This window comes from Arthrobacter horti (assembly GCF_030731045.1).
GTDB classification, from domain to species: Bacteria; Actinomycetota; Actinomycetes; order Actinomycetales; family Micrococcaceae; genus Arthrobacter_E; species Arthrobacter_E nanjingensis.
In genome coordinates this window covers 1-25487 of record NZ_JAVALS010000001.1, presented here as the reverse complement: position 1 = coordinate 25487, position 25487 = coordinate 1, and the positions used below count along the sequence as shown (strand labels likewise).

22 protein-coding genes are annotated in these 25487 nt (G+C 67.8%); 8 read left to right on the top strand and 14 right to left on the bottom strand.

The annotated features are described in order from the left end of the window. Positions 1-84: 84 nt before the first annotated feature. From ftsY to Q9R02_RS00100, 3 genes are read right to left on the bottom strand one after another with little or no spacing between them, the layout of a single operon-like run. Positions 85-1284: a signal recognition particle-docking protein FtsY gene (gene ftsY / locus Q9R02_RS00110; RefSeq protein ID WP_305994616.1), complete on the bottom strand. Its 1200-nt coding sequence runs from the start codon at positions 1282-1284 to the stop codon at positions 85-87. 22 nt (positions 1285-1306) lie between these two features. Further along, positions 1307-4885, bottom strand: a complete 3579-nt coding sequence (gene smc, locus Q9R02_RS00105) for a chromosome segregation protein SMC (RefSeq protein WP_305994615.1) — start codon at positions 4883-4885, stop codon at positions 1307-1309. Between the two features lie 56 nt (positions 4886-4941). Continuing rightward, positions 4942-6255 (bottom strand): MFS transporter, encoded by a 1314-nt coding sequence (locus tag Q9R02_RS00100; RefSeq protein WP_305994614.1) that lies wholly within the window; start codon positions 6253-6255, stop codon positions 4942-4944. Between the two features lie 115 nt (positions 6256-6370). Between Q9R02_RS00100 and Q9R02_RS00095 the strand changes: the two genes are divergently transcribed. Then, a complete protein-coding gene (locus Q9R02_RS00095) occupies positions 6371-6769 on the top strand; it encodes a DUF6508 domain-containing protein (protein WP_305994613.1) in 399 nt (132 codons plus the stop codon). Between the two features lie 15 nt (positions 6770-6784). On the opposite strand, the gene mutM is transcribed toward Q9R02_RS00095, so the two are convergent. From mutM to coaD, 5 genes are all read right to left on the bottom strand, one after another. Next, positions 6785-7729, bottom strand: coding sequence for a bifunctional DNA-formamidopyrimidine glycosylase/DNA-(apurinic or apyrimidinic site) lyase (gene mutM / locus Q9R02_RS00090; protein WP_305994612.1), 945 nt, complete (start codon positions 7727-7729; stop codon positions 6785-6787). A 16-nt stretch (positions 7730-7745) separates the two neighbouring features. Continuing rightward, complete coding sequence (gene rnc, locus Q9R02_RS00085) at positions 7746-8435, bottom strand: ribonuclease III (protein WP_305994611.1); 690 nt, start codon at positions 8433-8435, stop codon at positions 7746-7748. A gap of 37 nt (positions 8436-8472) precedes the next feature. Beyond that, positions 8473-8676 (bottom strand): 50S ribosomal protein L32, encoded by a 204-nt coding sequence (gene rpmF, locus Q9R02_RS00080; RefSeq protein WP_305994610.1) that lies wholly within the window; start codon positions 8674-8676, stop codon positions 8473-8475. Positions 8677-8730: 54 nt separating this feature from the next. Then, positions 8731-9258: a YceD family protein gene (locus Q9R02_RS00075; protein WP_305994609.1), complete on the bottom strand. Its 528-nt coding sequence runs from the start codon at positions 9256-9258 to the stop codon at positions 8731-8733. Between the two features lie 144 nt (positions 9259-9402). Continuing rightward, positions 9403-9885, bottom strand: coding sequence for a pantetheine-phosphate adenylyltransferase (gene coaD, locus Q9R02_RS00070; protein ID WP_305994608.1), 483 nt, complete (start codon positions 9883-9885; stop codon positions 9403-9405). A gap of 128 nt (positions 9886-10013) precedes the next feature. On the opposite strand from coaD, the gene Q9R02_RS00065 reads away from it, so the two are divergent. The 4 genes from Q9R02_RS00065 (at position 10014) to mcrC (ending at position 15666) form a co-directional block, all read left to right on the top strand. Further along, a complete protein-coding gene (locus tag Q9R02_RS00065) occupies positions 10014-11252 on the top strand; it encodes an aminotransferase class I/II-fold pyridoxal phosphate-dependent enzyme (RefSeq protein WP_305994607.1) in 1239 nt (412 codons plus the stop codon). After that, entirely contained in the window at positions 11249-12031 is a 783-nt protein-coding gene (locus Q9R02_RS00060) for a spermidine synthase (protein WP_305994606.1), read from the top strand. Before Q9R02_RS00065 ends, Q9R02_RS00060 begins: the two co-directional genes overlap by 4 nt. A 339-nt stretch (positions 12032-12370) precedes the next feature. Further along, the gene (locus tag Q9R02_RS00055) at positions 12371-14602 is read left to right on the top strand and encodes an AAA family ATPase (protein WP_305994605.1); all 2232 of its coding nucleotides are present in this window, start codon (positions 12371-12373) and stop codon (positions 14600-14602) included. After that, entirely contained in the window at positions 14599-15666 is a 1068-nt protein-coding gene (gene mcrC / locus Q9R02_RS00050) for a 5-methylcytosine-specific restriction endonuclease system specificity protein McrC (protein WP_305994604.1), read from the top strand. The genes Q9R02_RS00055 and mcrC overlap by 4 nt, the downstream gene beginning before the upstream one ends. 10 nt (positions 15667-15676) lie before the next feature. Here mcrC and rsmD read toward each other — a convergent pair whose 3' ends face one another. Genes rsmD through thiL form a run of 4 tightly spaced genes read right to left on the bottom strand, consistent with a single transcriptional unit; the run spans position 15677 to position 20621 of the window. Further along, a complete protein-coding gene (gene rsmD / locus Q9R02_RS00045; protein ID WP_305994603.1) occupies positions 15677-16240 on the bottom strand; it encodes a 16S rRNA (guanine(966)-N(2))-methyltransferase RsmD in 564 nt (187 codons plus the stop codon). A gap of 21 nt (positions 16241-16261) precedes the next feature. Continuing rightward, positions 16262-18490, bottom strand: a complete 2229-nt coding sequence (locus Q9R02_RS00040; RefSeq protein ID WP_305994602.1) for an ATP-dependent DNA helicase RecG — start codon at positions 18488-18490, stop codon at positions 16262-16264. Between the two features lie 54 nt (positions 18491-18544). Further along, positions 18545-19519 (bottom strand): DAK2 domain-containing protein, encoded by a 975-nt coding sequence (locus tag Q9R02_RS00035; RefSeq protein WP_305994601.1) that lies wholly within the window; start codon positions 19517-19519, stop codon positions 18545-18547. 22 nt (positions 19520-19541) lie between these two features. Next, positions 19542-20621: a thiamine-phosphate kinase gene (thiL, locus tag Q9R02_RS00030; protein WP_305994600.1), complete on the bottom strand. Its 1080-nt coding sequence runs from the start codon at positions 20619-20621 to the stop codon at positions 19542-19544. Positions 20622-20711: 90 nt separating this feature from the next. Here thiL and Q9R02_RS00025 point away from each other — a divergent pair, with 90 nt between their 5' ends. From Q9R02_RS00025 to wecB, 3 genes are all read left to right on the top strand, one after another. Next, positions 20712-21248, top strand: coding sequence for a YdcF family protein (locus Q9R02_RS00025; protein WP_305994599.1), 537 nt, complete (start codon positions 20712-20714; stop codon positions 21246-21248). 66 nt (positions 21249-21314) lie between these two features. Then, positions 21315-21551, top strand: a complete 237-nt coding sequence (locus tag Q9R02_RS00020) for a hypothetical protein (RefSeq protein ID WP_305994598.1) — start codon at positions 21315-21317, stop codon at positions 21549-21551. 102 nt (positions 21552-21653) lie between these two features. Beyond that, a complete protein-coding gene (wecB, locus tag Q9R02_RS00015) occupies positions 21654-22793 on the top strand; it encodes a non-hydrolyzing UDP-N-acetylglucosamine 2-epimerase (protein WP_305994597.1) in 1140 nt (379 codons plus the stop codon). 141 nt (positions 22794-22934) lie between these two features. On the opposite strand, the gene Q9R02_RS00010 is transcribed toward wecB, so the two are convergent. Then, on the bottom strand, positions 22935-23879 hold the full coding sequence (locus Q9R02_RS00010) for a hypothetical protein (RefSeq protein WP_305994596.1): 945 nt from the start codon (positions 23877-23879) through the stop codon (positions 22935-22937). Continuing rightward, positions 23872-25131, bottom strand: coding sequence for a UDP-N-acetyl-D-mannosamine dehydrogenase (gene wecC / locus Q9R02_RS00005; RefSeq protein WP_305994595.1), 1260 nt, complete (start codon positions 25129-25131; stop codon positions 23872-23874). Before wecC ends, Q9R02_RS00010 begins: the two co-directional genes overlap by 8 nt. Positions 25132-25487: the final 356 nt, after the last annotated feature.

The following is a 25487-nucleotide window of genomic DNA, read 5'->3' as shown; positions in this document are numbered from 1 at the left end:
CGTCCGCGAAAGGCCGATCCGGCCCCGGAACGACGAAGACCCCCACTGGATTCCAGTGGGGGTCTTCCGCCAGTGCGGAGCGGATCAGCCGAGGATGGCGTCCACGAACGCTTCAGGGTCGAACGGGGCCAGATCATCCGGGCCTTCGCCGAGGCCCACGAGCTTGACCGGCACACCCAGCGTGCGCTGGATCGCGACGACGATGCCGCCCTTCGCGGTGCCGTCCAGCTTGGTCAGGACGATGCCGCTGATGTCCACCACCTCGGAGAACACGCGCGCCTGGGTCAGGCCGTTCTGGCCCGTGGTGGCATCCAAGACCAGGAGGACCTCATCCACGTCGGCGAGCTTCTCGATGACGCGCTTGACCTTGCCCAGCTCGTCCATCAGGCCGACCTTGTTCTGCAGGCGGCCGGCGGTGTCCACCATGACCACGTCCACCTCCTGCTCGATGCCGGCCTTGACGGCTTCGAAGGCGACGGACGCGGGGTCGGCGCCCTCGACGTCGGACTTCACGGTGGGCACGCCCACGCGCTCGCCCCAGGTGGTCAGCTGCTCGGCGGCGGCGGCGCGGAAGGTGTCAGCGGCGCCCAGGATGACGTCCTTGTCCTCGGCCACGAGCACACGGGCCAGCTTGCCCACGGTGGTGGTCTTGCCGACGCCGTTGACTCCCACCACGAGCATGACCGCGGGGCGGTCGGCCTTGCGGCTGACGTCGAGGCTGCGGTCCACGGTGGGGTCCACGAGCTTGAGAAGTTCCTCGCGGAGCATAGCGCGGACTTCACCGGCGTCGCGGCTGCCCATGACCTTGACGCGGGCGCGGAGCGCTTCCATGAGTTCGGTGGTGGGTTCGGTGCCGAGGTCCGCCAGGAGCAGGGTCTCCTCGATCTCGTCCCAGGTGTCCTCGTCGATCTGGTCACTCGAGAGCAGTGCCAGCAGGCCCTTGCCCAGGACGTTGGAGGAGTTCAGCAGGCGGGCGCGCAGACGCTGCATGCGGCCGGCGACGGGTGCCGGCTGTTCGACGGCGGGAGCGGCCGGGAGAAGGTCCTCGAGCGGCTCCTCGGTGACGGTGCCCGCGGGAGCCGCGGGGCCGGCGTCGTCCGTGGAGGCTCCCGCTTCGCGGTCAAGGACGGCGGTGCCACCCGAGGAGGGGATGACCGGGTCATTGGCGTCGCGCGTGGTGGTGTAGGTCTTCTTGCTGCGGCTCTTGAGCAGGAGCGGCACGGCCAGGCCGAGCACCACCAGGACGCCGACGATGGACAGGATCAAAGGGAGGGCGTCATTCACCCTCCTAGCTTCTCACAGCGCGTTACTCCCCCATGCGCTGCGAGATGACGGTGGTGACCCCGTCGCCGCGCATCGTGACGCCGTACAGCGCGTCCGCCACCTCCATGGTGCGCTTCTGGTGTGTGATGACGATCAGCTGGCTGGACTCGCGCAGTTCCTCGAAGATGGTGATCAGGCGGCCCAGGTTGACGTCGTCCAGTGCCGCCTCCACCTCGTCCATGACGTAGAACGGCGAGGGGCGGGCCTTGAAGATCGCCACCAGGAGCGCCACCGCGGTCAGGGAGCGTTCTCCGCCGGAGAGCAGCGAGAGCCGCTTGATCTTCTTGCCGGCGGGCCGTGCCTCCACCTCGATGCCCGTGGTAAGCATGTCCGACGGATCGGTCAGAACCAGCCTTCCCTCACCGCCCGGGAACAGCCGGCCGAAGACGTGCACGAACTGCTCGGCCGTGTCCGCGAAGGCTTCGGTGAAGACCTCCTGCACCCTGGCGTCGACCTCCTTGATGATGTCCAGAAGGTCCTTGCGGCTGGCCTTCAGGTCCTCCAGCTGGGTGTTGAGGAACTGGTGCCGCTCCTCCAGCGCCGCGAACTCCTCCAGGGCCAACGGGTTGATCTTCCCCAGAGAGGAGAGGTCCTTCTCCGCCCTCTTGAGGCGTTTCTCCTGTTCGGCCCGGACGAAGGGCACCCCGGCCGGCACCGGATTGCCGTCCTCATCCACTTCCTGCCGCAACTCGGCCCACTTGTCCCCGGCGCCGTCGGCCACGGGCACCGGCAGATGGGGGCCGAACTCGGCCACGAGCTGCTCCGCTGCCGTGCCGAGCTCATCGATGGCGCGCTGCTCCACGGCCTCGATGCGGGCCCGCTGCTGGGTCAGGGCCAGTTGGTCCCGGTGTGCGGAGCCGGTGAGTTCGGACAGCTCCCGGGCCAGGGTGTCGTTGCCGGCACGCAGGCCGTTCAGCAGCGCGTCATATTTGCCGCCGTCCTCCTCCACCCGGGCGAGCTCGGCCGCGGCACGCTCCACGGAGCGGTCGGCGAGCCGGGCCGCCTCCTGCGCGGCGAGTGCCACGGCTTCGGCGCGGGCGGCTTGACGACGACGGCGCTCGGCACGGGCTGCGGCCTCGGCCTGGGCGCGGCGTTCGCTCGCCGCGGCCCGCTCGAGACCCGCGGCGCGGCGTTCAGCGCTCGCTTGCTGCTCCTCCGCGCTGCGCAGGGCCAGCCGGGCGTCGACCTCCATGGCACGGACCTCACGGGCCCGGGTCTCCAGCTGCTCCCGGCGGTCGCCCGTGACTCCGATGTCCTGCGACTCGGCCGCTTCCTGCTGGGCGGCCGCAAGGCGTGCGGCGAGGGCTTCGAGCTCGCTGCTGTGCCCGGCGAGCTTCTGTTCTGCCACGGTGCGTGCGGCGCGCAGACGCCCCGCCTCGGCGTCGACGGTCCTCAGCTGCGTCTTCAGTCCGCCGAGCCGTTCCGCGGCGGCGGCCAGGGCGGCATCGGATTCGTGCAGCCGGTCCAGGGCGGCATCGGCGCGTTCCTGAGCCTCGGCGAGCCGGTCGCCCAGGGACTTGCGGGCGAAGCGGAGCCGTTCGGCTTCCGCGGTGACTGCGGCGAGCTGTTCCCGGGTCTCATCGATGGCGGTCTGCGTCTCCAGGAGCGAGCCGGTGGCCGGCGAGCCTCCGCTGGCCAGGTGCCCGGAAAGGATGTCGCCTTCGCGGGTGACCACCACGGCGGACGGGTGCGCCGTCAGAACGTCCTGAGCCTGGCGGACGTCCTCCACCAGCAGGACCTGGTCCAGCAGGCGCAGCACGGCCGCGGCGCCCGGCCCGAGCGGGGTCACCACGGACCGCGCCGGAACGGCGGACGAGTGCGAGGCGTCAGCCGCACCGAGGGCGGCGTCCGGTTCAGCGGTGCTGCCGATCAGCACGTGGGCGCGGCCGGCGTCGTCGTCCTTGAGACGGGCGAGAGCGTCCGCCGCCCCGGCCACACCGTCGGCGACGAGGGCTTCCGCGTACGGCCCGAGCGCGGCCGCCACGGCGGTCTCATGACCCGGCATGACCTTGACGGCACCGGCGATGCTGCCGAGGATCCCCGGGTGTTCGGCCAGCCGGGCGCTGCCGTCGCGGGGCGCGCTGGCCTGAGTGAGGGCTTCCAGCCGGGCGCCAAGGGCGGCGAGCCGGTGTTCGGCGTCGCGCTGCTTCGCCGACAGGGCGTCATCCTGGGATTCCAGCGCTTCGAGCGCGGCCGCGGCCTCCTCGTATTCGCTGTCGAGATTCTCCTCACCCGATTCGCTGTGCGCGAGCTCCGCCTCGCGGGCGGCGAACTCGCTCTCGATCGCGGAGTGGCGCTTCTCACAGTCCAAGAGCGACTCGTGGATCCTGCCGAGTTCCTCTTCCACGGCCTGGACGCGGGAGCGTGTGGCGCCGGCCTTGCCGCTGAGCGTGGCCAGGGACTCCCGGCGGTCGGCGGCCGCACGCAGGGCGGCGGTGACCCGGGCGTCCTCGGCCCGGGCCTCGGCCTCGGCTTCACCACGCTGCTGCACGACGACGTCGAGCGTCTCCTTGAGCTGCCCCACCTCGTCCGCCGCGCGGGCCGCCTCGGCACGGGCGCGTTCAGCCTGCTGGTCCATCTGGTCGGCGTCGTTCGACCGGGTCACCGGATCGCTGGAGCCGAGCAGCCGGTGCCGTTCGGTGGCGAGCTGGCCGAGGCCCCGCAGGCGCTCGCGGGAGGTGGTGAGCTGATGCCAGGTGCCGCGGGCCCGGATGATCTTCGGGGCCATCTCCGCGGCCGACTGCTCGGCCAAGGCCTGCTGCTCGCGACCGTGACCGAGGTCCCGCTCCACCACGGCGATCCTCTCCAGGAGAGCCTTCTCCCGGGCCGCGTCGGATTCGAGCTCGGCCGTGAGGCGGACCAGGTCATCAGCGAGCAGACGGGCCTTGGCGTCCCGGAGCTCGCTCTGCACGGTCTGGGCGCGGCGCGCGACGGCGGCCTGCCGCCCCAGCGGGCCGAGCTGGCGCCGGAGTTCGGCCGAGAGATCGCTCAGGCGTTGCAGATTGCCCTGCATAGCGTCGAGCTTGCGGAGGGTGCGTTCCTTGCGGCGGCGGTGTTTGAGGATGCCGGCGGCCTCCTCGATGAAGCCGCGGCGGTCCTCCGGGGTGGCGTGCAGGATCCGGTCCAGCTGGCCCTGCCCCACGATCACGTGCATCTCCCGGCCCAGGCCAGAGTCGGAGAGGAGTTCCTGGATGTCCAGCAGGCGGCAGCTGCTGCCGTTGATGGCGTACTCACTGCCGCCGGTGCGGAACAGGGTACGGGAGATGGTGACTTCGCTGTAGTCGATCGGCAGGGCGCCGTCGGCGTTGTCGATGGTGAGGGAGACGTGCGCGCGGCCCAGGGGCGGGCGGCCGGCGGTGCCCGCGAAGATGACGTCCTCCATCTTGCCGCCGCGCAGGGTCTTGGCGCCCTGCTCCCCCATGACCCAGGACAGGGCGTCCACCACATTGGACTTGCCACTGCCGTTCGGTCCCACGATCGCGGTGACACCCGGTTCGAAGGTGAAGCTCGTGGCCGAGGCGAAGGACTTGAAACCGCGGATGGTGAGGTTCTTCAGGTGCACGGTGGTGGGGACTCTCTGGCCTGGGATGGCCGCAGGGCGGACACGGTCGCTTAACCCTATCCCGCGACGACGGGCGTCTCCCGGGCGGCGCGGCGGGCGATCAGCCACAAGGCCGCGGCGCAGGCCAGGAAGATCGCCGCGAGAACACCCCAGCCGGCGGCGCCATGGCTGAGCGCGGTGAACGTCACCACGGCCGGGGCCAGCATGGTGGCCAGGGAGATACCGGTGGAGAACACACCCTGATAGGCACCGGCGCGGCGCTGGTCGGCGAGTTCGAAGCTGAGGCCCCAGCCCGCCGCGGAGGAGAGGATCTCGGCGAAGGTGTGGGCCACCAGTCCGATCAGCATGGCCACCACGCCGAACCACAGCGGCCCGGTGGCGCCGAGAGCATAGGCCCCGCACGCCGCCGCCATAAGGACGCCGGAGAACAGGCTCAGGCGGCCGGCCTTGCCGACGTCGTCGCTGCCACGGGAGAGCGGGATCTGCAGGCCGATGACCAGGAGGGTGTTGGTAACCAGCAGGACGGACACGAGGACGGTGGGCAGGTGCGTGTGCTGGGTGATCCACTGCGGGATGCCCACCTCGGCCACCACGAACTGCATGGCGAAGATCCCGGTCAGCGCGGTGACGGCCAAGTAGCGCACGTCCCGGTACGGCGAGCGGGCGGACGACGACGGCGCGGCCGCCTCCGCTTCGTCTCCCGCCGGCGTCGCGCCCGGCTGAGCTGTGTTCGTCTGGGCCGGGACGGCGTCGACGCGCCGCGGCAGCCGCGCCACCTGCGTGGCGCTGAGCAGGACGAAGACACCGGCGGTGACGATGGCGACCCGGAAGGCGTCCGAGGTGTTCAGGAGCAGCGGGACCGCTGCCGCGCTGGAGCCAAGGGCGATGCCGACGTTGGTCATGGTCCGCAGGATGGCCCGTGAGGAGACCCGGGCCTGGCCGGTGAAGGCCCGGGCGATGATCGCGCTGCGGGCACTGTTGGCGGAGCGTTCGCTGATACTGACCAGCGAGGCCATGATCAGGACAGAGGTGAAGTCCGAGGCCAGGGCGTAGGCCGCCAACGCGGCGCCCTGGCAGAGTGTGAAGGCCACCTGCATCCGCCGGGCGCTGACATGGTCGGCCAGGTGACCGGCGGCGACTGACGCCACCAGGCCAAGGGCGTTGGCAGCGGTCAGGACCAGGGCGACCTCGGCCGCGCTGAGCCCCACCTTGGTGGTGAAGTAGATGACAGTGAGGCTGAAGAAGGCGCCCCGGCCGAGCGAGGAGAAGCCCACGGCCGTCGTGAGGCCGCGAAGCACCGGATCGGAGAAGGTCCGGGAGAGCCGGCTCCGGGGCGTGCTGCGGGCGGGACGTTCCGTGGCGGTGGGCATTCATCGATCATATGCAGGAATTGCTTCAGGTCCTCCCACAGGCTGACGGCACGGGCTGCGGACCGTGTCTATTCTTGGTATTCCAACGCCCCACCGGCACTCGGAGGTCCCGAAAATGACCGCTTCACCCTCACTGCACGCGGCACGCGTCCAGCTGGTCCGCACCGCCCTGCTCCTTCTGAGGAGCGAGCGGGAGGTGTCTGCCCCGCGCGGCGGTGAGCTGAGACCGGACGGGGCACGTCAGATGCGCTGGTACTCGTACGATCCGGCTTTGATGTCCGGCATGGACGCCGCAGTGGAACTCACCAGGGGCGACCCCGATTACCTGGCGAATTTCCCGGCGGTCAAGGACGTCTCTCCGTCCAGTGCGTCGCTCGAGGAACTGGGGACAAGGTTCACGTACATCATCCGCGGCGAACGGTTCTTCGACGGCCACATCGACACGTACGTCAAGAGCGGTGAGCTGCAGCTCCTCTTCGAAAGGCTGCTGGAACTCGTCCCGGACGGGATCTGAACGCAGAGCCGGTGGTCACCGCTTCCGCGGCACCGGCTGGCACTTGGGGCAGAAGTACGAGGATCGGTTCATGAACGACGCGCGGCGGATCAGGGTCTGCCGGCCCTCAGCGGCACAGCGCAGGCAGGGCTCCCCCTCGCGGCCGTAGGCGTTCAGGGAACGGGAGAAGTAGCCGGACGCGCCATTGACGTTGACGTAGAGGGAGTCGAAGCTGGTGCCGCCGGCTGCCAGGGCCCGTTCCATGACGTCCCGGGCTGCTTCCAGGAGACGGAGCGTCTCCGGCCTGCGGAGGGTGTTCGTGGGGCGTTCGCCGTGCAAGCGGGCGGCCCACAGGGCCTCATCGGCGTAGATGTTCCCCACACCGGAGAGCAGGTTCTGGTCCAGGAGCGACCTCTTGACGGTGCTCTTGCGGCGGTGCAGGACATCGTGCACCGCATCCGGGTCGAAGTGGGGGTCCAGGAGATCGCGGGCGATGCCGCTGACTTCCTGGGGAAGAAGTGGTGCCTCCGAGCCGAGACCTCCGGGCAGGCCGTCCAGGGTGGGCACCATGGAGGTGACGGACAGTCCGCCGAAGATGCGCTGGTCCACGAAGCGAAGCTCGTCCGGCTTGCCCGGGCTGGGGCTGAGGGAGAGCCGTACCTTGAGGTGCTTCTCATCCGTGGCGGACGGGTCCTCCATGAGGAGCTGCCCGCTCATGCCGAGGTGTGCGAGCAGCGCCGTGCCCGGAAAGGGTCCCGGTGCGTCGCTCCCGGGGGTGTCCAGCAGCAGCCAGAGGTATTTGCCGCGCCGGACCGCGCCGCTGATCAGCGCGCCGTCGAGCGCCTGTTCGAAGTGGCCCGCACCGCCGTCGTGCCGGCGGACGCTCCGGGTGTCCAGCACCCGGGCGTCCGTGATGCGCCGGCCGACGGCCCAGCGCTCCAGGCCGGAGCGGACCACTTCGACTTCAGGCAGTTCAGGCACGGACTGTCCGGACCGTTCAGGCCTTGGGAACCGACTGGAGCGTCCGCCAGGCGTCGCCGGCAGCTTCCTGTTCGGCTTCCTTCTTGGAGTTGCCGTGGCCGGTGCCGTAGGACTCGCCGCCCATGATCAGCCGCGCCTCGAAGACCCGTGCGTGGTCCGGGCCGGAGCCGGTCACATCGTAGATCACGGGGCCGAGCTGGTGGCTGGCCGCGTACTCCTGGATGTAGGTCTTCCAGTCGGTGGCCGCGCCGAGAGCCTCGGCGTCGGTCAGCAGAGGGCTCACCAGGCGCATGACCATGTCCCGTGCCACTTCGATGCCGTTGCACAGGTAGCAGGCGCCGATGAGGGCCTCCATGGTGTCCGCCAGGATGGAGGACTTGTCCATCCCGTTGGTGCGCTTCTCCCCCTGGCCGAGGTAGATGTGCCCGCCCACCTCGAGGTGCCGGGCGATCCCGGCGAGAGCCCGGGTGCTGACGACGGCGGAGCGGCGCTTGGCCAGCTCCCCTTCGGGCAGGTCCGGGTAGTCACGGTAGAGGGCCTCCGTGACGGAGTACCCCAGGATCGAATCGCCCAGGAATTCCAGGCGTTCGTTCGTGGGGATACCACCGTTCTCATAGGCGTAGGAACGGTGTGTGAGTGCAAGACGAAGCGTCTCGGCGTCAATGGTGACGCCGAGACGCTTCAACAGGTCTTCAGATGATGCCAATGCGCAGCCCTGAGCCGATTCAGACGCAGGGTCTGGATCAGACGTCAGCGACCTTGCGGCCCTTGTACTCCAGGAAGAGCTCGGTGCCGGCGGAGTCGGTGACGACCTTGGCCTGGTGCGGCAGGCTGTAGGTGACGCGGCCGTTCTCAACGGTCTTCACCAGGTTGGGGACGGCAGCCTTCCACTGGGAGCGGCGGGAGCGGGTATTCGAGCGAGACATCTTCCGCTTGGGAACAGCCACGGCTAACTCATTTCTCTCTAGCGTCCCTCACGGGGACGCGGGTCCAACACTGAATCAATCGGTTTTGCCGGTTTGGCCTTGCATCTGAGCGAGGGCAGCCCAGCGAGGATCGAGGACCTCGTGGTGGTGCCCCGGCTCGTCCTCCAGGCGAATTCCGCATTCGGAACACAGACCCTGGCAGTCCTCCCGGCACACCGGCTGGAACGGCAGTGAAGTCACCACCGCATCCCGCAACACCGGCTCAAGATCGATCTCATCGTGCTCGACTCGACGTTGCTCTTCATCGTCTTCCTCCGGCTCGGACCCATGGCCCGGGTAGAGGAAAAGCTCTTGCACACTGACGCGCTGGTCATACGCAAGGGGATCCAGGCATCGACCGCATTGGCCCTCGATGAGGACGTCAGCGGTTCCGGATACCAGGATTCCTTCGTGTACGGACTCCAGCCGCAATTCCAGTTCCACGAGGGAACCTTCCTTGACGCCAATGAGCGGCACACCAAGGTCACTCGGTGCAGGCACCTCTTCTTCCAGGGTCCGCATGCTGCCCGGGCTGCGCCCGAGGTCCTTGACGTCAATCGTCAAAGGGGTGCGGTGATCGCGTTTGATGAGAACTCCTGAAAGAACAAGGGACCGACGAACCATCTTAGCGTGAGTCACGTGCAGGACTCAAACCGCGGGGCGCGCCCGGGTCCGTTCACCGTCGATTCTACCCTCGACGACGGCGGATCAGGCCCCCGCCGCGCCGCCGGCCAGGCGCTTCAGCACGGCACGGGGCACGAAGTCGGAGATGTCACCGTTCAGGGCGTGCACCTCCTTGATGAGGGAGGAGGAGATGTGGGTGAAACGGCCTTCCGCCGCGAGGAACACGGTCTCCACGCCGGAGAGCTGCCGGTTCATGGTGGCCATGGGAAGTTCGTAGTCGAAGTCACTCGAGGAACGCAGGCCCTTGACGATGGCGCTGGCCCCGCGGCGATGGCAGTACTCGGCCAGCAGGCCCTCGCCCATGGGCTCCACCACGATGCCGCTCAGGTACTCCAGCGTCTCCCCCGCCATCTGGAGGCGCTCCTCCAGTGAGAACCGGTACCGCTTGGCCGGATTGGTCGACACCGCCACCACCACCTCATCGAAGATGTTCGCGGCACGGGCGATCACCTCCAGGTGTCCGTTGTGGATGGGGTCGAAGGATCCGGGGCAGACGGCGCGGCGCATGCCATGACGCTACCCCAGCACCGCCGGGATAGCATGACCGGCAGGGGCGTGTGACGCGCTCCACGGGTCGGGGCCGCCCGGGCGGCCGTTCCCTCCGGCCCCGTCCAGGACCCAAGGCAGGATCACCCGTGACCGCACCCTCCCCTCTCCCCTGGCTTCAGGACTCCCCCTGGCTCGCCGCCGCCCAGGGCGCCAATCTGGTGGGGCCCGACGGTTCCCTGGGGACCACCATCTTCGAGGAGATGACCGGCCTGGCCGTCCGGCACGGCGCCATCAACTTGGGCCAGGGCTTCCCCGACGAGGACGGCCCCTCCGCCATCCGAGAACTGGCCCGGGAGGCCATTGCGCACGGCGAGAATCAGTACGCGCCGGGCAAGGGGATCCTTGCGCTGCGGGAGGCCGTGGCGCACCACCAGGAACGCTTCTACGGCATCACCCTGGACCCGGAGACCGAAGTCACGGTGACCACCGGCGCCACCGAGGCCATCGCGGCCGCCATCCTGGCGTTCGTGCGCCCTGGCGACGAGGTCCTGACCTTCGAGCCGTTCTACGACTCCTACGGCGCCATGATCGCGCTGGCCGGCGGCGTGCACCGGACCGTGCCCCTCGAGGCGCCGGACTTCCAGCCGGATCTGGACCGGCTGGAAGCCGCCTTCGGCCCGAAGACCCGCATGGTCCTGCTGAACAATCCGCACAATCCCTGCGGCAGCGTCTTCGGCGTGGACGTCCTGGACCGCATCGTCGAGCTCGCCACCCGGCACGACGCCGTCGTGGTCAGCGACGAAGTGTACGAGCACCTGACCTTCGGTGTCCCGCACATCCCCATCGCCACGCGCCCCGGCGCGTCCGAACGCACCCTGACCATCTCCTCCTCCGGCAAGACGTTCTCCTTCACCGGTTGGAAGGTCGGCTGGATGTCCGGACCGGCGCAGCTGGTGGCCGCGGCCCGGACGGTGAAGCAGTTCCTCACGTACTCCTCCGGGACGCCGTTCCAGGGGGCCGTGGCTCAGGCGCTCCGCCTGGACGACGCCCTGTATCACGGCTTCGCCTCGGAGCTGCAGGGCAAGCGCGACCTCCTCTCCGCCGGCCTGGCCGCTGCGGGCTTCACTGTCTTCCAGCCACAGGGCACCTATTTCGTCACGGTCGACGCCGCGCCGCTCGGCTTCAGCGACGCGGCCACCTTGGCGCGCCTCATGCCCGAGCGGCTCGGGGTGGCCGCGATCCCCCTGTCCGTCTTCTGCCACGAGGAGGGCGCGCGCCGCACGGCGAGTCTGCTCCGCTTCGCGTTCTGCAAGAAGGAGGGCGTGCTGCAGGAGGCTGCGGCCCGCCTGGCACAGCTGGGTGAGAACCTGGGGCGCACGGCGTGAGCTCGCGATACCTCCGGGCCAGCGGCGTCCACGCCACGATCGAGCCGGACACGCTGGTCCCCGGCTCCGCCATCCTCGCCCTCGGGGGCGCCGAGCAGTCCCATGTGAACCTGGCTGATCCGTCGCAGATCTTCTACGAGTACCTGGCCCGGATGGCGCATGTAACGGACCTGGTGGCGCCGGCCGGTGAGCCCGTAACGGCCGCGCACCTCGGCGCGGGAGCCCTCACCCTCCCCCGCTACCTCCAGCACGTCCGTCCCGGGTCCCGGCAGTGGGCGGTGGAGCTGGAACGCGAGCTGCCGGACTTCGTCCTGGCGGAGCTGCCCCTGCCTGCGGGCGCCCGGCTCGAGATGGCGCTGGGAGACGCCCGGGCGGAGTTCGCCGCGCTGGAACCGGAGTCCGACGGTGAGCCGAGGCGCTTCGACGTCGTGGTCCTGGATGTGTTCTCCGGGCCGGAGGCGCCGGCGCACCTCGCTTCGGCGGACTTCTACCGGGAGGTCGCAGAGCGGCTGGAACCTGGCGGGGTGTTCCTGGTCAATGTGGGCGACGACCCGCCATTGACCCTGATCCGCAGCCAGGGCAAGGCGCTCCTGGAGGTGTTCGACGGCGTCGCGGCCCTCTGCGAGAGCGGCATGCTGAGTGGCCGGTACCCGGGCAACATCGTCTTCGCGGCGCGCGCCGAGGGTTGGCCCGCCGGCTGGACGGACGCGCTCCTGGCCGCCGGCCCGCACCCGGCGTCCGTGCTGAGCGGCATGGAGCTGGAGGACTGGCTCGGCTGACCGACAGCGCTCTTGAGTTCCGCCTTGCCCGCCGTGCCCTTCTTCCTTGCACTCCGCGGATCTGCTGTGAGGGCCAGCCGGCGATCCCGGCCACCGCCAACAAGAAGGCCCCAAGGCGTTGGCAACCGTCCACTGATCAGTCGTATCGCCGCCTGGGCTCAACGCGTGGAAGGCTGTGGTGCACAGGCCATCGGCCAGGGCAATGTACAGCGCCGCGAACCGAACCCTGATCGCCTTCTTCACGGCGCACACGGCCTGTGGTACGCGCACCTCCTGGGTCGGGGTTTGCACTGGTGAGCCTGCGTGGACGCCCCGGTATGCGGCTGGCAGAATTCGCTCATGGACTCCGCCGCCCCAGATCAGAACACCATCATCTCGCTCCTGTGGTCTCGCCCCGCCGCGGACATGGATATCGCAACGCAGATCAAACCACTGATCGATCAGATGCTCGGCGACGGCTTCTCCCTCTTGGACCCGGCCACCCGGATCTGGACACCAGAGGCAGCCGAGGAGATCCGGGCACGGGTCGAGGACAATCCCATCGAGGGCGGCGAGGAGAACCAGTGGGAAAAGCTCGACCAGCAATTGGCCGGGGCTTCACGTGAAGCACTCTTGTTGGCAGCCGAGATGGTGTTCCTGCGTGGGCACGCGCTCAGGACGGCACTGCCCGAGACCCGCAGCGCCAACGTGGAGCGTGTTCTGTCCTACCTGGCCGAACCGTTCAACATCCCTGAGCCGATGGCGACCTGGCTGGCCCGGCCGGCGAACACTGCTGGCTTCAATCCTGGCTCCTGGTATAACCAGCGCCTCTGGGTGCACTTGCCCTGGCTCTGCCACTTCGTCCAGCACTGGGCCTCTCTCGACGACACGCAGAAGGACGCCGCCCGTCGTGACCCCTGGGAACTTCAGAGGGTCATGCTTGCCTCAGGAACAGACCGTGGAGAAATCCGTAATACCATCCAGTTCCTCGCCCGGCCTGACGTCTTCGAACCGATCTCCGCGACCTCCATGAAGCAGAAGATCCGAGCAGGGCTTGGGTCCCTCATCGGTGGCTCATCCGGGTCAGGCCCGGCATTCCTGGATCAAGACCTGCTCTCGATTCGCACGGCCCTCGCCCAAACCCGCGCGGAACCATTCCATTACTGGGATGACGGTGTGCACGAGCTCTGGAACCCATCCGCCTCTGTCGGGACCGATGACCTGGACGAGCCGCGGCGCCGGCACTACTGGATCTACTCTCCCGGCGCTCAGGCCTCCAAGTGGGACGAGTTCTTGGGCGAGGGCATCATGGCTATCGGCTGGGACAGCCTCGGAGATGCCGCCGACTACCCCGACCGTGAATCCGTCCGGTCCGCCCTAGACGCGGACGGCGCCGGTGGAACCAGCAACAGCAACGACTCCCTGGCAGTCTGGGAATTCCAGAACGTGATCGCTGAGGGCGACATCGTGTACGCCAAGCGCGGCCGCCGGGAACTGGTAGGCCGGGGCGAAGTCATCTCCGAGGCCATCTACGACCCCGAGCGGGCCTCGTACCGGAACATCCGCGCCGTGCGCTGGACTCACGACGGATCCTGGCAGCACCCGGGTGCCGCCGCCGTCAAAACCTTGACCGACATCACTGCGAAACTGGACTACGTGGCGAAGCTCGAAGCGCTCTTCACCGACGAGGACACCGATGAGCCCACCGTGACCGAGGCCCCTGTCGAACTGCCGCCCTATGACCGCGAAGCCTTCCTGAACGACGTCTACGTCGATGAGGCTCATTACGACCGCCTCCAATCCGTGCTGGCCCGGAAGAAGAATCTCATCCTGGCCGGTCCTCCCGGCGTCGGCAAGACCTTCACTGCTAAGCGCCTGGCCTACTCGATCATGGGCGTGAAAGACCCGGACCGAGTCCAAACGGTCCAGTTCCATCAGTCCTACTCCTACGAAGACTTCATGATGGGCTACCGCCCCACGGAGGCCGGCGGGTTCAGTCTCGCGGAGGGCCCCTTCTACCAATTCTGTGAGCAAGCCCGGGATGACAGCGACCGCCCGTACTTCTTCATCATCGACGAGATCAACCGCGGCAACATCTCCAAGATCTTCGGCGAGCTGCTGATGCTCATCGAAGCGGACAAACGCGGTCACCAGCTGCGCTTGTTGTACAAGAACGAAGCCTTCTCCGTCCCCACCAACGTCCACATCATCGGCATGATGAACACCGCCGACCGCAGCCTGGCCGTCTTGGACTACGCCCTGCGGCGCCGTTTCGGTTTCATCCAGATGCGGGCCGGCTTCGAGTCCGAAGGCTTCACCCGGTGGATGGCCAAAATCGATAACCCCAAGCTGGGCAAGCTGGTCGACACCATCCTCGCCTTGAACACGGAGATCGCTGCGGACCCGGGATTGGGCGCCGGCTTCGCCATCGGCCACAGCTACCTAGCCGGAACTGCAGAGGGAGCCGTCCAAGACTCCTGGCTGTCCTCCGTCGTCGAAGACGAGCTGATCCCCTTGCTCCAGGAGTACTGGTTCGATGAGGCGGGGAAGGTCGAGGACTGGGCGGACCAGCTAAGGGCAGCCATCGCGTGAGCGGGCCCATTCCCATTCGGAACGTGTACGTCATGCTGGCATACGCCTTCTCCACCATCCAGAGCTCCGGACAGGACCACTTCGAGGCCGAGAAGTTCGAGCACCTGCACGAGCTCTTTGCCGCCATCCTCATCGACGGCGTCTCCCAGCAGGTCAAACGCGGTCTCCAACACGGCTATGTCAATCGCAACGAGGAGCTGGCTACCGTCCGCGGCCGCATCGATGTCACCCGGACCGCCACCCAGCGCACCCTCACCCGCGGCCGCCTGGTCTGCGAGCACGATGAGTACGAGCCCGACACCGTCCACAACCGGGCTCTCAAAGCGGTCATGACCCTGCTCATCCGACACGGGGCCGTCTCCCGCAGCCGGCGGGTGGAGCTGCGAAACTTCCTGCCCTACTTCACCGAGGTGCGCCTCATCGACCCGGCCGCCATTCAGTGGAACACCTTGACCTACCACCGCGGCATCTCCGGATACCGGCTGCTGTTGGGCGTCTGCGAGCTGGTGGCCCGTGGTCTGCTGCAAGGCCAAGCCAGCGGGGACGCGATGCTCTCTGCGTGGCTCACCGATGAGAAGATGCACAAGCTGTACGAGAGGTTCCTGCTTAACTACTTCAAGGTGCACCACCCGGAGCTCAAACCCGCTGCCAGCAAGATCCCCTGGGACAAGGATGAGGCCCGCTCGCCCAAGGACAAGCACCTTCCCGCGATGAACACGGACCTTGTGCTTCGCGCTGCAGGGCGGACCCTCATCGTCGATGCCAAGTACTACGGGAACAACTTGCAGGTCAACCGCTTCGGCAAAGAGACCGTCATCAGCGAGAACCTGTACCAGATCCTCAGCTACGTGCGGAATGAGGAGACCCGCTCCGGAAGCACCGTCGGTGGCTGGCTCCTCAATGCACGCACTGGCGCACCCAGCCAACCGGATCTGGACGTCACCATCCACGGCAACAGGATTCTGGCCAATACCCTGGACCTGAACCTACCCTGGGAAAAGCTCAGGGCTCAGCTCGAGAACATCGTCACCGAGTTCTGGCCAGCGCCCGTCACCGCACCGTAGAGGGCTACACCTAGGCCGGCTCGGCGAACCAGAGGACCGTCTCGCCGTACTTCTTCTCGGCGAAACGCTCCAGGGCGGCCGGCCAGGCGGGCTCGGGCGAGCGGGAACTGCGTTCCACCACGACGACGGCGCCCTCCGCCAACTGCGCGGACAGGAGCGTCAGCACATGGGCCAGTTCGTCCTCGGTCAGCGGGTAAGGCGGGTCCAGGAAAACCAGGTCCCAGGCGGCGCCGGCGGATCGCTCCAGGAACGCGTTGACCTTGGAGCGCTGCACGGAGACGCGCACCCGAGGCGCCGATTCCTTGAGGAGTGCAGCGTTCTTCTGGCAGGCGAGCACGGCCTTGGTCTCCAGATCCACGAGCGTCACGGCGGCCGCGCCGCGGCTTCCGGCCTCCAGCCCCAGAGCCCCGGAGCCCGCGAACAGGTCCAGGACTTCGGCGCCCTCCAGGACCCCGTAGGACTCCAGCCGGGAGAACAGGGCCTCCTTGACGCGGTCCGTGGTGGGACGGGTCCCGTTGCCGGGAACGGAGTTCAGCGGCAGGCCTCCGGCCACGCCCGCGATGATCCGGCTCATGCGGCGGCTCCCCCGCTGTTCTCAGCCACGTTCAAGGAACGCCTCCTTCTCCGGATTCAGATAGTTCTCGATCGCCATGCGCAGGGCGGGATGCCCCTCCAGGCCAGGGTCCTCGGCCACGAGTTCCTGCGCGTCCTCCCGGGCCAGGGCGATCACGTCCTCGTCCTGGATGACACGCAGGAGCTTGAGGGTTGACCGGCCACCGGATTGCCGGGCGCCCAGGATATCGCCTTCGCGGCGCAGCTTCAGATCCTCCTGCGACAGCTCGAAGCCGTCCGTCGTGGCGGCCACCGCGGCGAGCCGCTCCCGGCTGGGATGATCGGGCTCAAGGCGCGTGACCAGCAGGCATGTCCCCGGCAGTCTGCCACGGCCCACGCGGCCGCGCAGCTGGTGGAGCTGGGAGATTCCGAAGCGGTCCGCGTCCAGGATCACCATGAGGGTGGCGTTCGGCACGTCCACGCCCACCTCGATCACCGTGGTGGAGACCAGGACGTCCACCTCGCCGGCCGCGAAGGCCGCCATGGTGCGGCTCTTGTCCTCCGGGGGCATGCGTCCGTGCAGAGCCTCCACCCGGACGCCCTGCAGTGCAGCCTCCGCGCGCAGTGCCTCCAGCATGCCGACGACGCCGGTCAACTCCTGCGCGCCTCCGTCACCACCCGCGGGGGCGCCGAAGAGCGCGAGGGCTTCGCCTCCGTCGTCGTCCGCCAGGCTGTCCCCTTCGCCGATCTTCGGGCAGACGATGTAGACCTGACGGCCGGCGTCGGCCTCCTCCCGCGCGCGCTGCCAGAGCCGGGCCTCCCAGCGGGGGTTCTCCACCAGCCCCACCACGTGCGTGGTGATGGGCGAGCGGCCGTCCGGGAGCTCGTCCAGGACGGAGGTCTCCAGGTCCCCGAACACCGTCATGGCCACGGTCCGCGGGATGGGGGTGGCGGTCATGACCAGCAGGTGCGGCGGGGCGTCGGCCTTGGACCGCAGGACGTCCCGCTGCTCCACGCCGAAGCGGTGCTGTTCGTCCACCACCACCAGGCCCAGGTCGAAGAAGGTGACGTTGTCCGAGAGCAGGGCGTGCGTGCCCACCACGATGTCCGCGTCCCCGGAGGCGGCGTCCAGCAGCGCCTGCCGGCGGGCGGCCGTCGGCAGGGAGCCGGTGAGGAGCGTGACGCTCACCGAGGGCCCGTCCCCGGGGCCGAGCAGCCCGTCCCGTGTCAGCGTGCCGAGGGTCCGGCGGATCGACTCTGCGTGCTGCGCGGCCAGGACCTCGGTGGGCGCCAGGAGCGCGGCCTGCCCGCCGGAGTCGATGACCTGGAGCATGGCGCGCAGGGCCACGAGGGTCTTGCCCGAGCCCACATCGCCCTGCAGGAGCCGGTTCATGGGGTGCGAGGTGGCCAGCTCCCGGGAGAGCTCCTCCCCCACGCGGCGCTGACCGGCGGTCAGCGTGAAGGGCAGCTGCGCGTCGAAGGCGGTCAGGGCGCCGTCGAGCACACCCGGGCGGGACGTGGCGACCTCCTGCGCGGTCTCCGCCCGCCGGCGGGCCAGCGCCGTCTGCAGCACCAGCGCCTCCTGGTACCGGAAGCGCTTCCGCGCCCAGTAGCACTGCTCCACACTCGTGGGCTGGTGGATCATCCGGTATGCCTGGGAAAGCCCGGGGAGGCGTTCCCGGGTCCGGAGCCACTCGGGAATGGGATCGAACCAGTGGTCGGTGTCCGCCTGGTCCAGGACCATGGCCACGGCCCGCTGCACGGTCCAGGAGGTCAGCTTGGCGGTGGCCGAATACACCGGGATGGGCAGCTTGGCCATGGCTGCGGCATCGGCGGCCGTGGTCACGGCCTCGTCCAGGAGGATGAAGTCCGGATTGGTCAGGGTGAGGTGCCCGCCGTAGGAGCCCACGCGCCCGGAGAAGAGGGCCAGGACACCGGGCTGGAGCTTCTGCCGGGCGTTGAAGCCGTTGAAGAAGCTGATCTTGACGCTGGAGAGCACCGGGCCGCCCTCGTCCGAGTCGCTGATGACCACGTCAGTGATGGTCCCGCGGCGCGCACGCATGGTGCGGGTGCTGCTGGAGATCACGCGGGCCAGGATGGTGACGTCCTCGTCGAACGGCAGGCTGCTGATCTCGCTGAACTCGCCCCGCTGCAGGTACCGGCGCGGGAAGTTCTCCAGCAGGTCCGCGATGGTGAGAAGGCCGAGGTTCTTCTCCAGGCTGCCGGCGATGCGCTTGCCCAGGATCACGTCCAGGCGGGTGTGCTGGTCCACGGTTCAGCCCCGCCCGGCCTGGATCCGGTCCGGGGCACCGGAACGGCTGCCCATTCAGGTCTCTCGCGGTGCGGCGAGCTCGGAGAGGGTGACGTTGGCCGGGGCCCCGAGAGCGTTGAGGAGCTCCAATGCAGGGGCGGGGTCGGCGATGTGCACGTGGACGCGCCAGCGGTAGCTCAGCTCGCCTTCCTGGACGTCGTCCCCACTCTGCGGGCCGGTGACGGCCTTGACCGGCGAGATGATGACGGACTCGCCGATCTCATCCAGCCGCTGCCGCAGCGTGGCCGCGTCCAGCGGGGACAGTTCGATGGTGCACATGACCTCGTAGCCGTCATCGGACGGCATGTCGCCGTGGATGTGCGGGTACTCGCTCCGGTAGCCGTGCAGTTCGTCCCAGGACGATTCGCTCGCCGGGTCCCCCAGGATGGTCTCCCGGAGGCAGTCCAGGACCAGCAGCAGGCCCACCGCGCCGGCGTCGACCACTTTTGCCTGGGTGAGCGGGCTCAGCTGCTCCTCCGTGTGCACGACGGCGGCGCGCACGGTCTCCACGACGTGGTTCAGGGACTGGGCGAGGGCCTGGTTGCTGTCGTCGCCGTTGAGTGCGGAGTCGATGTCGTCAGCGGCCTCGGCGGCGGCAGCCAGCGCGGAGAGCATGGTGCCTTCCACGGGCTCGCTGAGGGCGGACCAGCACCGCATGCGGGCGCGGCGCAGACCGGTGGCGAACAGCGGGGCGCTCAGACGGTTCTGCCCTTGCAGAGCCTCCCCGAGTGCGGCCAGGAAGACGGCCAGAAGGGTTCCGGAGTTGCCGCGGGCGTTCTCCATCGCGGCGCCTGCCGCGTCGGCCAGAATGGTCCCGACGTCGGTGCCCGCCTCGTACTCGGGCGTGTCGATGGCCCGCGCGGCCGCACGCAGGGTCAGGTACAGATTGGTGCCGGTGTCACCATCGGCGACCGGGAAGATGTTGATGGCGTTCAGACGGTCGCTGTGATTGCCCACGACCCTCTCGGCGGCGCACAGCCAGCGCCTCATCGCCTGAGCGTTGGCGGCAATCTTATGCTGCCCCAAAGTGATCCCATCCTCGCGTCGTATCCGGTGCGTCGTCCCCGCTCCCGCCGGCCAGGACGGCGTCGTGATCCCTGCCCGGCGCGGTGGGCACCACCGAGCCTATAACAGTGAAACCGTCCGGCACGGGATCGCTCCCTGGGAAAGTGCTGAGGAGCGCGAAGTCCTCGCCGCCGCCCACGGCCCAGCCGAGAGCGAGGGCCTCGGCGGCGTGCCCGGCGCCCGCCAGGAGGGTGGCGGCAGGCAGGAGCGCGGCGGCGAAGGAGGCCAGCACGACGGCGTCGAGCACCAGGGTGCAGCCGCTCGCCCGGGCCAGACGCGAGGCGTCCTTCAGCAGCCCGTCGGAGACGTCCATCATGGCCGTGACCCCGGCGGCGAGCGCGCGCGGGCCGGAGCCGAGAGGCGGAGTGGGACGGCACTGGGCATCCATGAGGGCGCGCTGGGGGGCGTCGAGAGATCCGAACGGGACGTCGCTCTCCAGGAGCGCAAACCCCGCGGCGGCGCGCCCCAGTGTGCCCGCGACGGCCACCACGTCCCCCGGCCTGGCACCGGAGCGGAGGGCGGGCGCGGCGCCCGCCAAATTCCCCATGGCGGTGGCCGTCACCGAGATCTCCCGGCCGCGGCCCAGGTCACCGCCGACGACGGCGACGTCGGCGCCCAGCGTGCGGACGGCGTCGTGCACTCCCCTGGCGAAGCCCTCCACCCAGGCGACCGGGGTGGACGGCGGGAGGGTCAGGCTGATGAGCAGGGAGTGCGGCACGGCGCCCATGGCGTTCATGTCGCTGAGGTTCTGGGCCGCCGACTTCCAGCCGACGTCGTGCCCGGTGCTCGCGTAGCCGTTGTTCCAGTGCAGGCGGAAGTCCTGGTCCTGGGTCTGGGTGTCGATGGAGACTACGACGCGCCCGTCAGGGGCGGCGACCACGGCGGCGTCGTCCCCGGGGCCGAGGAGGGTGGCCGTACCCTCCGGCAGCAGCGGGAAGATCCTGGCGAGCAGCCCCGACTCCCCCGCCGAGGCGACCGTGAGCTGCTGCTCCGTGGCGGGGTTCTCCGTCTGCTGCTTCTCCGGCATAGGGAAAACGGTATCCGGTGTCTCTGACATTCCGGTGCGGAGGGGCCCGAGGATAGGGTTGTGACGGTGAGGTTCAAGGGGCGGCGCGTCATGACGCGGGTGGCGGCTGCGGCCGTCGCCGGACTGCTCATCTGGCTGTTCGTGGCCGTGAACCTGTTCTGCTTCCCTCCTCCGGCACGGCCGGGGTCCGCGGATGCCGTGGTCCTGCTCGGCGGGGCTTCGGCCGAGAGGCTGCCCACGGCGCTCGCCCTGTTCCGGGAGTTGCCCGGGGACCCCACGCTGGTGCTGTCCACCACGGACACGGCCGCCAACGCCGCAGCGGATGCGATGTGCCGCGAGCCTGAGCCGGGCCTGAAGCTGGTGTGCTTTCACCCGGATCCCCGCAACACACGGGGCGAGGCGGACGCCCTGCGCCGGCTCACCGAGCTTCACGGCTGGAGATCGGTGATCGTGGTGACGTCCTCCTATCACGTGCCGCGTGCCGGGGAGCTGCTCGGCCAGTGCCTTCCCGCCAGGGTGCGCATGGTGGGCACAGAGCCCCGGCTGAACACGTTCCAGTGGCTCCGGCGGTTCGTCATCGAAAGCGGTGGGCTGCTGGACGTGGCGCTGCGCCCTGAATGTCGCTGAGCGGCTCCCTTTCCGAACGAGGTGTGGTTACGATGCTGGTGAAACAGTCGGGTCCGGGAGGCAGTCGTGGGTGAATCTGAAACCAGTGAGCTCAGGCTTGCCGCGGGCGAACCGCCGGCGCGCCACTTGAGGGGCGGAGGCCTGCCCGGACGGGCGGCCATGGCCTCTTCGGTGGCCGTCGCCGGAAGCTCTCCCGCCCGTCAGTGGAGCCGCACGAAGCAGCGGCTGGTGGCATTGGTGGCGTTCGGGATCTCCGCCGTGATCCCGGTAGGGCTGGGCAGCTGCCTGATGCTCTGGGGCTAGCCAGGTCTGCCCTCGGTGCTTTCGCGGTTCATTGGTTTTTCCAGTAAATTGATGTGCGGGGTAGCAGGCTGAATATCATCAACTCATTCCTTGGGGGGAATCGTGCATAAGGTCATGCCCATTTTCGGAACGCGCCCGGAAGCCGTCAAAATGGCGCCGATCGTCAAGGCACTGCAGGAGTCAGCGGACTTCGACTGCGTGGTGACCGTCACCGGTCAGCACCGCGAGATGCTGGACCAGGTCAATGAGCTGTTCGGCATCCAGCCGGACCACGATCTGAACATCCTCCAGCCAGGACAGACCCTGTGCGACATCCTGACCCGCACCGTCAGCGGCTTGGACAAGCTGTTCGCCCAGGAGAAGCCGGACGCCGTGATCGTCCAGGGCGATACCACCACCAGCACGGCCGGCGCGCTGGCCGCGTTCTACCACGGCATCCCGGTGGTGCACGCCGAGGCCGGCCTCCGCAGTGGGAACCTTCTCTCCCCCTTCCCCGAGGAGGCCAACCGCAAGCTGACCACCCAGATCACCAGGCTGCACCTGGCGCCCACCTCCACCAGCAAGGAGAATCTCCTGGCCGAGGGCATCAAGGAGGCCGATGTGGTGGTCACAGGCAACACGGTGATCGACGCACTGCTGACCACCGTGGAGAAGAAGGTCCCGTTCACCGACCCGGTCCTGGAGGAACTGGTGGCCGGCGGGCGCCGCGTGCTGCTGGTGACAACGCACCGACGCGAGAACCAGGGCGACGCCATGCGCGGCATGGGACGTGCTCTCGCCCGCATCGCCCGGGAGCACCCGGACCTGACGCTGGTTCTGCCCGCACACCGGAACCCGGTGGTCCGGGAGGCCGTACTGCCCGCCATCGAACACCTGGAGAACGTGATCATCACCGAGCCGCTGGCTTACGGCGAGTTCACTCGGCTGCTGTCCTGCGCCACCGTGGTCCTGACCGACTCGGGCGGGGTGCAGGAGGAGGCCCCGAGCCTGGGCAAGCCGGTGCTCGTGATGCGGGAGAACACGGAGCGCCCGGAGGCCGTGGTGGCCGGCACTGTCAAGCTGATCGGCACCGACGAAGAGCGGATCGTGGCTGAGGTGAACACCCTGCTGACGGACGCCGCCGCCTACGACGCCATGGCGCACGCCGTAAACCCTTATGGGGACGGCAAGGCTGCCGCCCGCACGGTGGCGGCGATTGGCCAGATGCTGGGGACCGGCAGCCGGATCGCCGACTTCGGCTGACTCAGCCCGCAATTCATAGCGCGAATGCCGAAGGCCTTGCGTCCACATTCGAGTGGGAGCAAGGCCTTCAGCAGTATTAGACGATTCTCACGACCGTACAGGTCTCGGCTCACTAAGGTGACGAACGGAACAACCGATCGGTCAGCGCCTGACGAAGCCGAGCGAGGAGGCAGCAGCGTCCCAGTCCCCAACGGACGCAACTGTCTTGTCGAGGATCTCCTTCACCACAGGCTTCGGAGGTATGGTGTGCCCCATCATCTCCTTTGGATCGTTCCAAGGCCTGATCAATGACCAGATGGCCGAGGCCGAGTCTGCCGAATCAAAAAATGGGCGCTGGTGATACGCGACATGCATCCAGTCATTCTCATTCTGAATGTACAGGACGGTGTTGCGGAATTTTCGAGAATACGCGGGAATAACATCATGTTCCACATGCTCAGGAAGATCCTTGGGTTCATCAACATCCCAACTCGACTTCAAATACTGTTCGACCGGACCTTTGTGGAACCGTCCGATAGAGGTCTGCGGATTCATCGCGAGAGAACAGGAGCCATCAAAATATCGGCCAATCTGTAACGCCGCGAACCCACCACCGGAAGATCCGAAGAATACGCATCGCTCCGGTGGGGTGCCGAGGGAGGCGAACACGCGCGCCAGAATCTTGCGGAGCACTTCCTGCAAGCGGGGTTGACGGTCCGAGCCGGCATACCAGGACAGCTTGAGTCCAGGGACTGCAACAAGAGTGGGGTCAGAAACTGAAACACGATTGAATATTCCATCTCCCGAAAAATTCGTCCCCACAAAGATCGGCTTCTTGCTCTCCCTCGGCATCGAGCCGTGAAAGAACACAACGGTCACAGGAGCGCCATGGTCGGCGACGAGAACATCGATCTTTTCTCCGTTGTAGTTCACAACATGGATGCCGTTCTTGACCTCCAGACAATTCGCAAACGCGTCTACGTCCCGATGAAAGTAGGCCGCAACCTGAGGATTGAGAATACGAGGCCCATCTGCGACTCCGGAATCTTCCACTTTCGAGGCAGAGTCTGCACCCGGACCCTCCGAGAGCAGATTCCCGTCACGCATGCGCAAGAGCACCGCGAGTGTCAATAAGAGCCTTGTCTGTCAAATCGTCCGGTGAGATCTTGCTGAACTCAGCATGATCCACCAGCAGCACCACCACCGACGATCGCTCCACCGCTTCGTCCAGCCCCACCAGAGCGGTGCGGTCATCTCCGGCGAGAGTTGCCGGAAGCTGCTCGATGTGGGGCTCCACGATGTTGATTCGCTGAATCGCCCCGAGCTGAGTCAGCCGCTTTGCGATGCCCAGTGCAGGGGATTCACGAAGGTCATCGATGTTGGCCTTGAAGGCCAGGCCGAGCACAGCAATCTCAGCACCACCCTCGGCATCCGCCAGGGCCTTCTCGATCTTCTCGAGCACCCATTCAGGCTTGGCGTCATTGACCTCACGGGCCGTGCGGATCAGTTTTGCCTCCTCGGGCGCGGCGTCCACGATGAACCACGGGTCCACGGCGATGCAATGACCGCCCACGCCGGGGCCCGGCTGCAGAATGTTCACTCGTGGGTGGTGGTTAGCCAGACGGATCAGTTCCCATACGTCGATTCCCAGACGATCCGAGATCACGGAGAGTTCATTGGCGAAGGCGATGTTGACATCCCGGAAAGAGTTCTCCACCAGCTTGGCCATCTCCGCGGTGACATCATCCGTCAGCAGGATCTCGCCCTGGCAGAAGCGCGCGTACAGCTCCTGAGCGCGCTCAGCTGCTTGGCAGGTCACTCCGCCGATAATCCGGTCATTGGTGACCAATTCGATCATCACGCGACCGGGCAGTACACGCTCCGGGCAGTGCGCCACATGAATCACCGGGCGGCCATCGCTGTCATCCAGGGACAGATCAGGCCGGAGGCCAAGAATGACTTCGGCCATGTGCCGGGTGGCCTTGGGAGGCGACGTCGACTCCAGGATGATCAGCTCGTCCCCGCGCAGCTGAGGCGCAATCCCCCGGGCAGCCGCTTCGATGTAGCTCAGATCGGCTGTGCGGTCCTCCGTGAAAGGAGTGGGCACGGCCACGATGAAAGCGTCCGCCTGCGGAGTTTCCTTCGTGGCACGGAGAGTGCCCTGCGCCACTGCGCCGGCAACATGGGTGCCCAGATCCGGCTCGACGAACGGCACTTCGCCCTGGTTGACGGCGGTGACCGTTCGATCGCTGACATCGACTCCGATTACCTGGCAGCCGCTCCTGGCGAGGATTGCCGCAGTTGGAAGTCCGATGTAGCCAAGCCCGATGACGGCAACGGTGGGTGCGAGTGTGTTCATGGTTCCCCCTACGAAACGAGATGGTTGAAAGGACTACCGAAAATCTTGACTGGGGCACTAGCCATCAGGGCGTCGTCATCGACCTGCCAGGTGTGGCCTCCACCTGTTCTGATCTGGCAGAAGTTGAACCGGTCTGCGGAATAGATGGTGCCGCCACCCGTCCTGACTTCCTCGAGAAATCGGGTGTCCTCCCCTTTTCCCAGATCTCCGAACGGGTTCTCGCGGAATACCTCGAGCCTGTCAAGTTGTTTGTGTAAGCGGGGCGTTGCCGGGTTTCTAGAGGTAGGGCTGGATTCGGTCGGGGTAGGCCAGGGCGAGTTGGGCGAGGGCTTGTTTCCAGTTCGTGGTGATCTGTC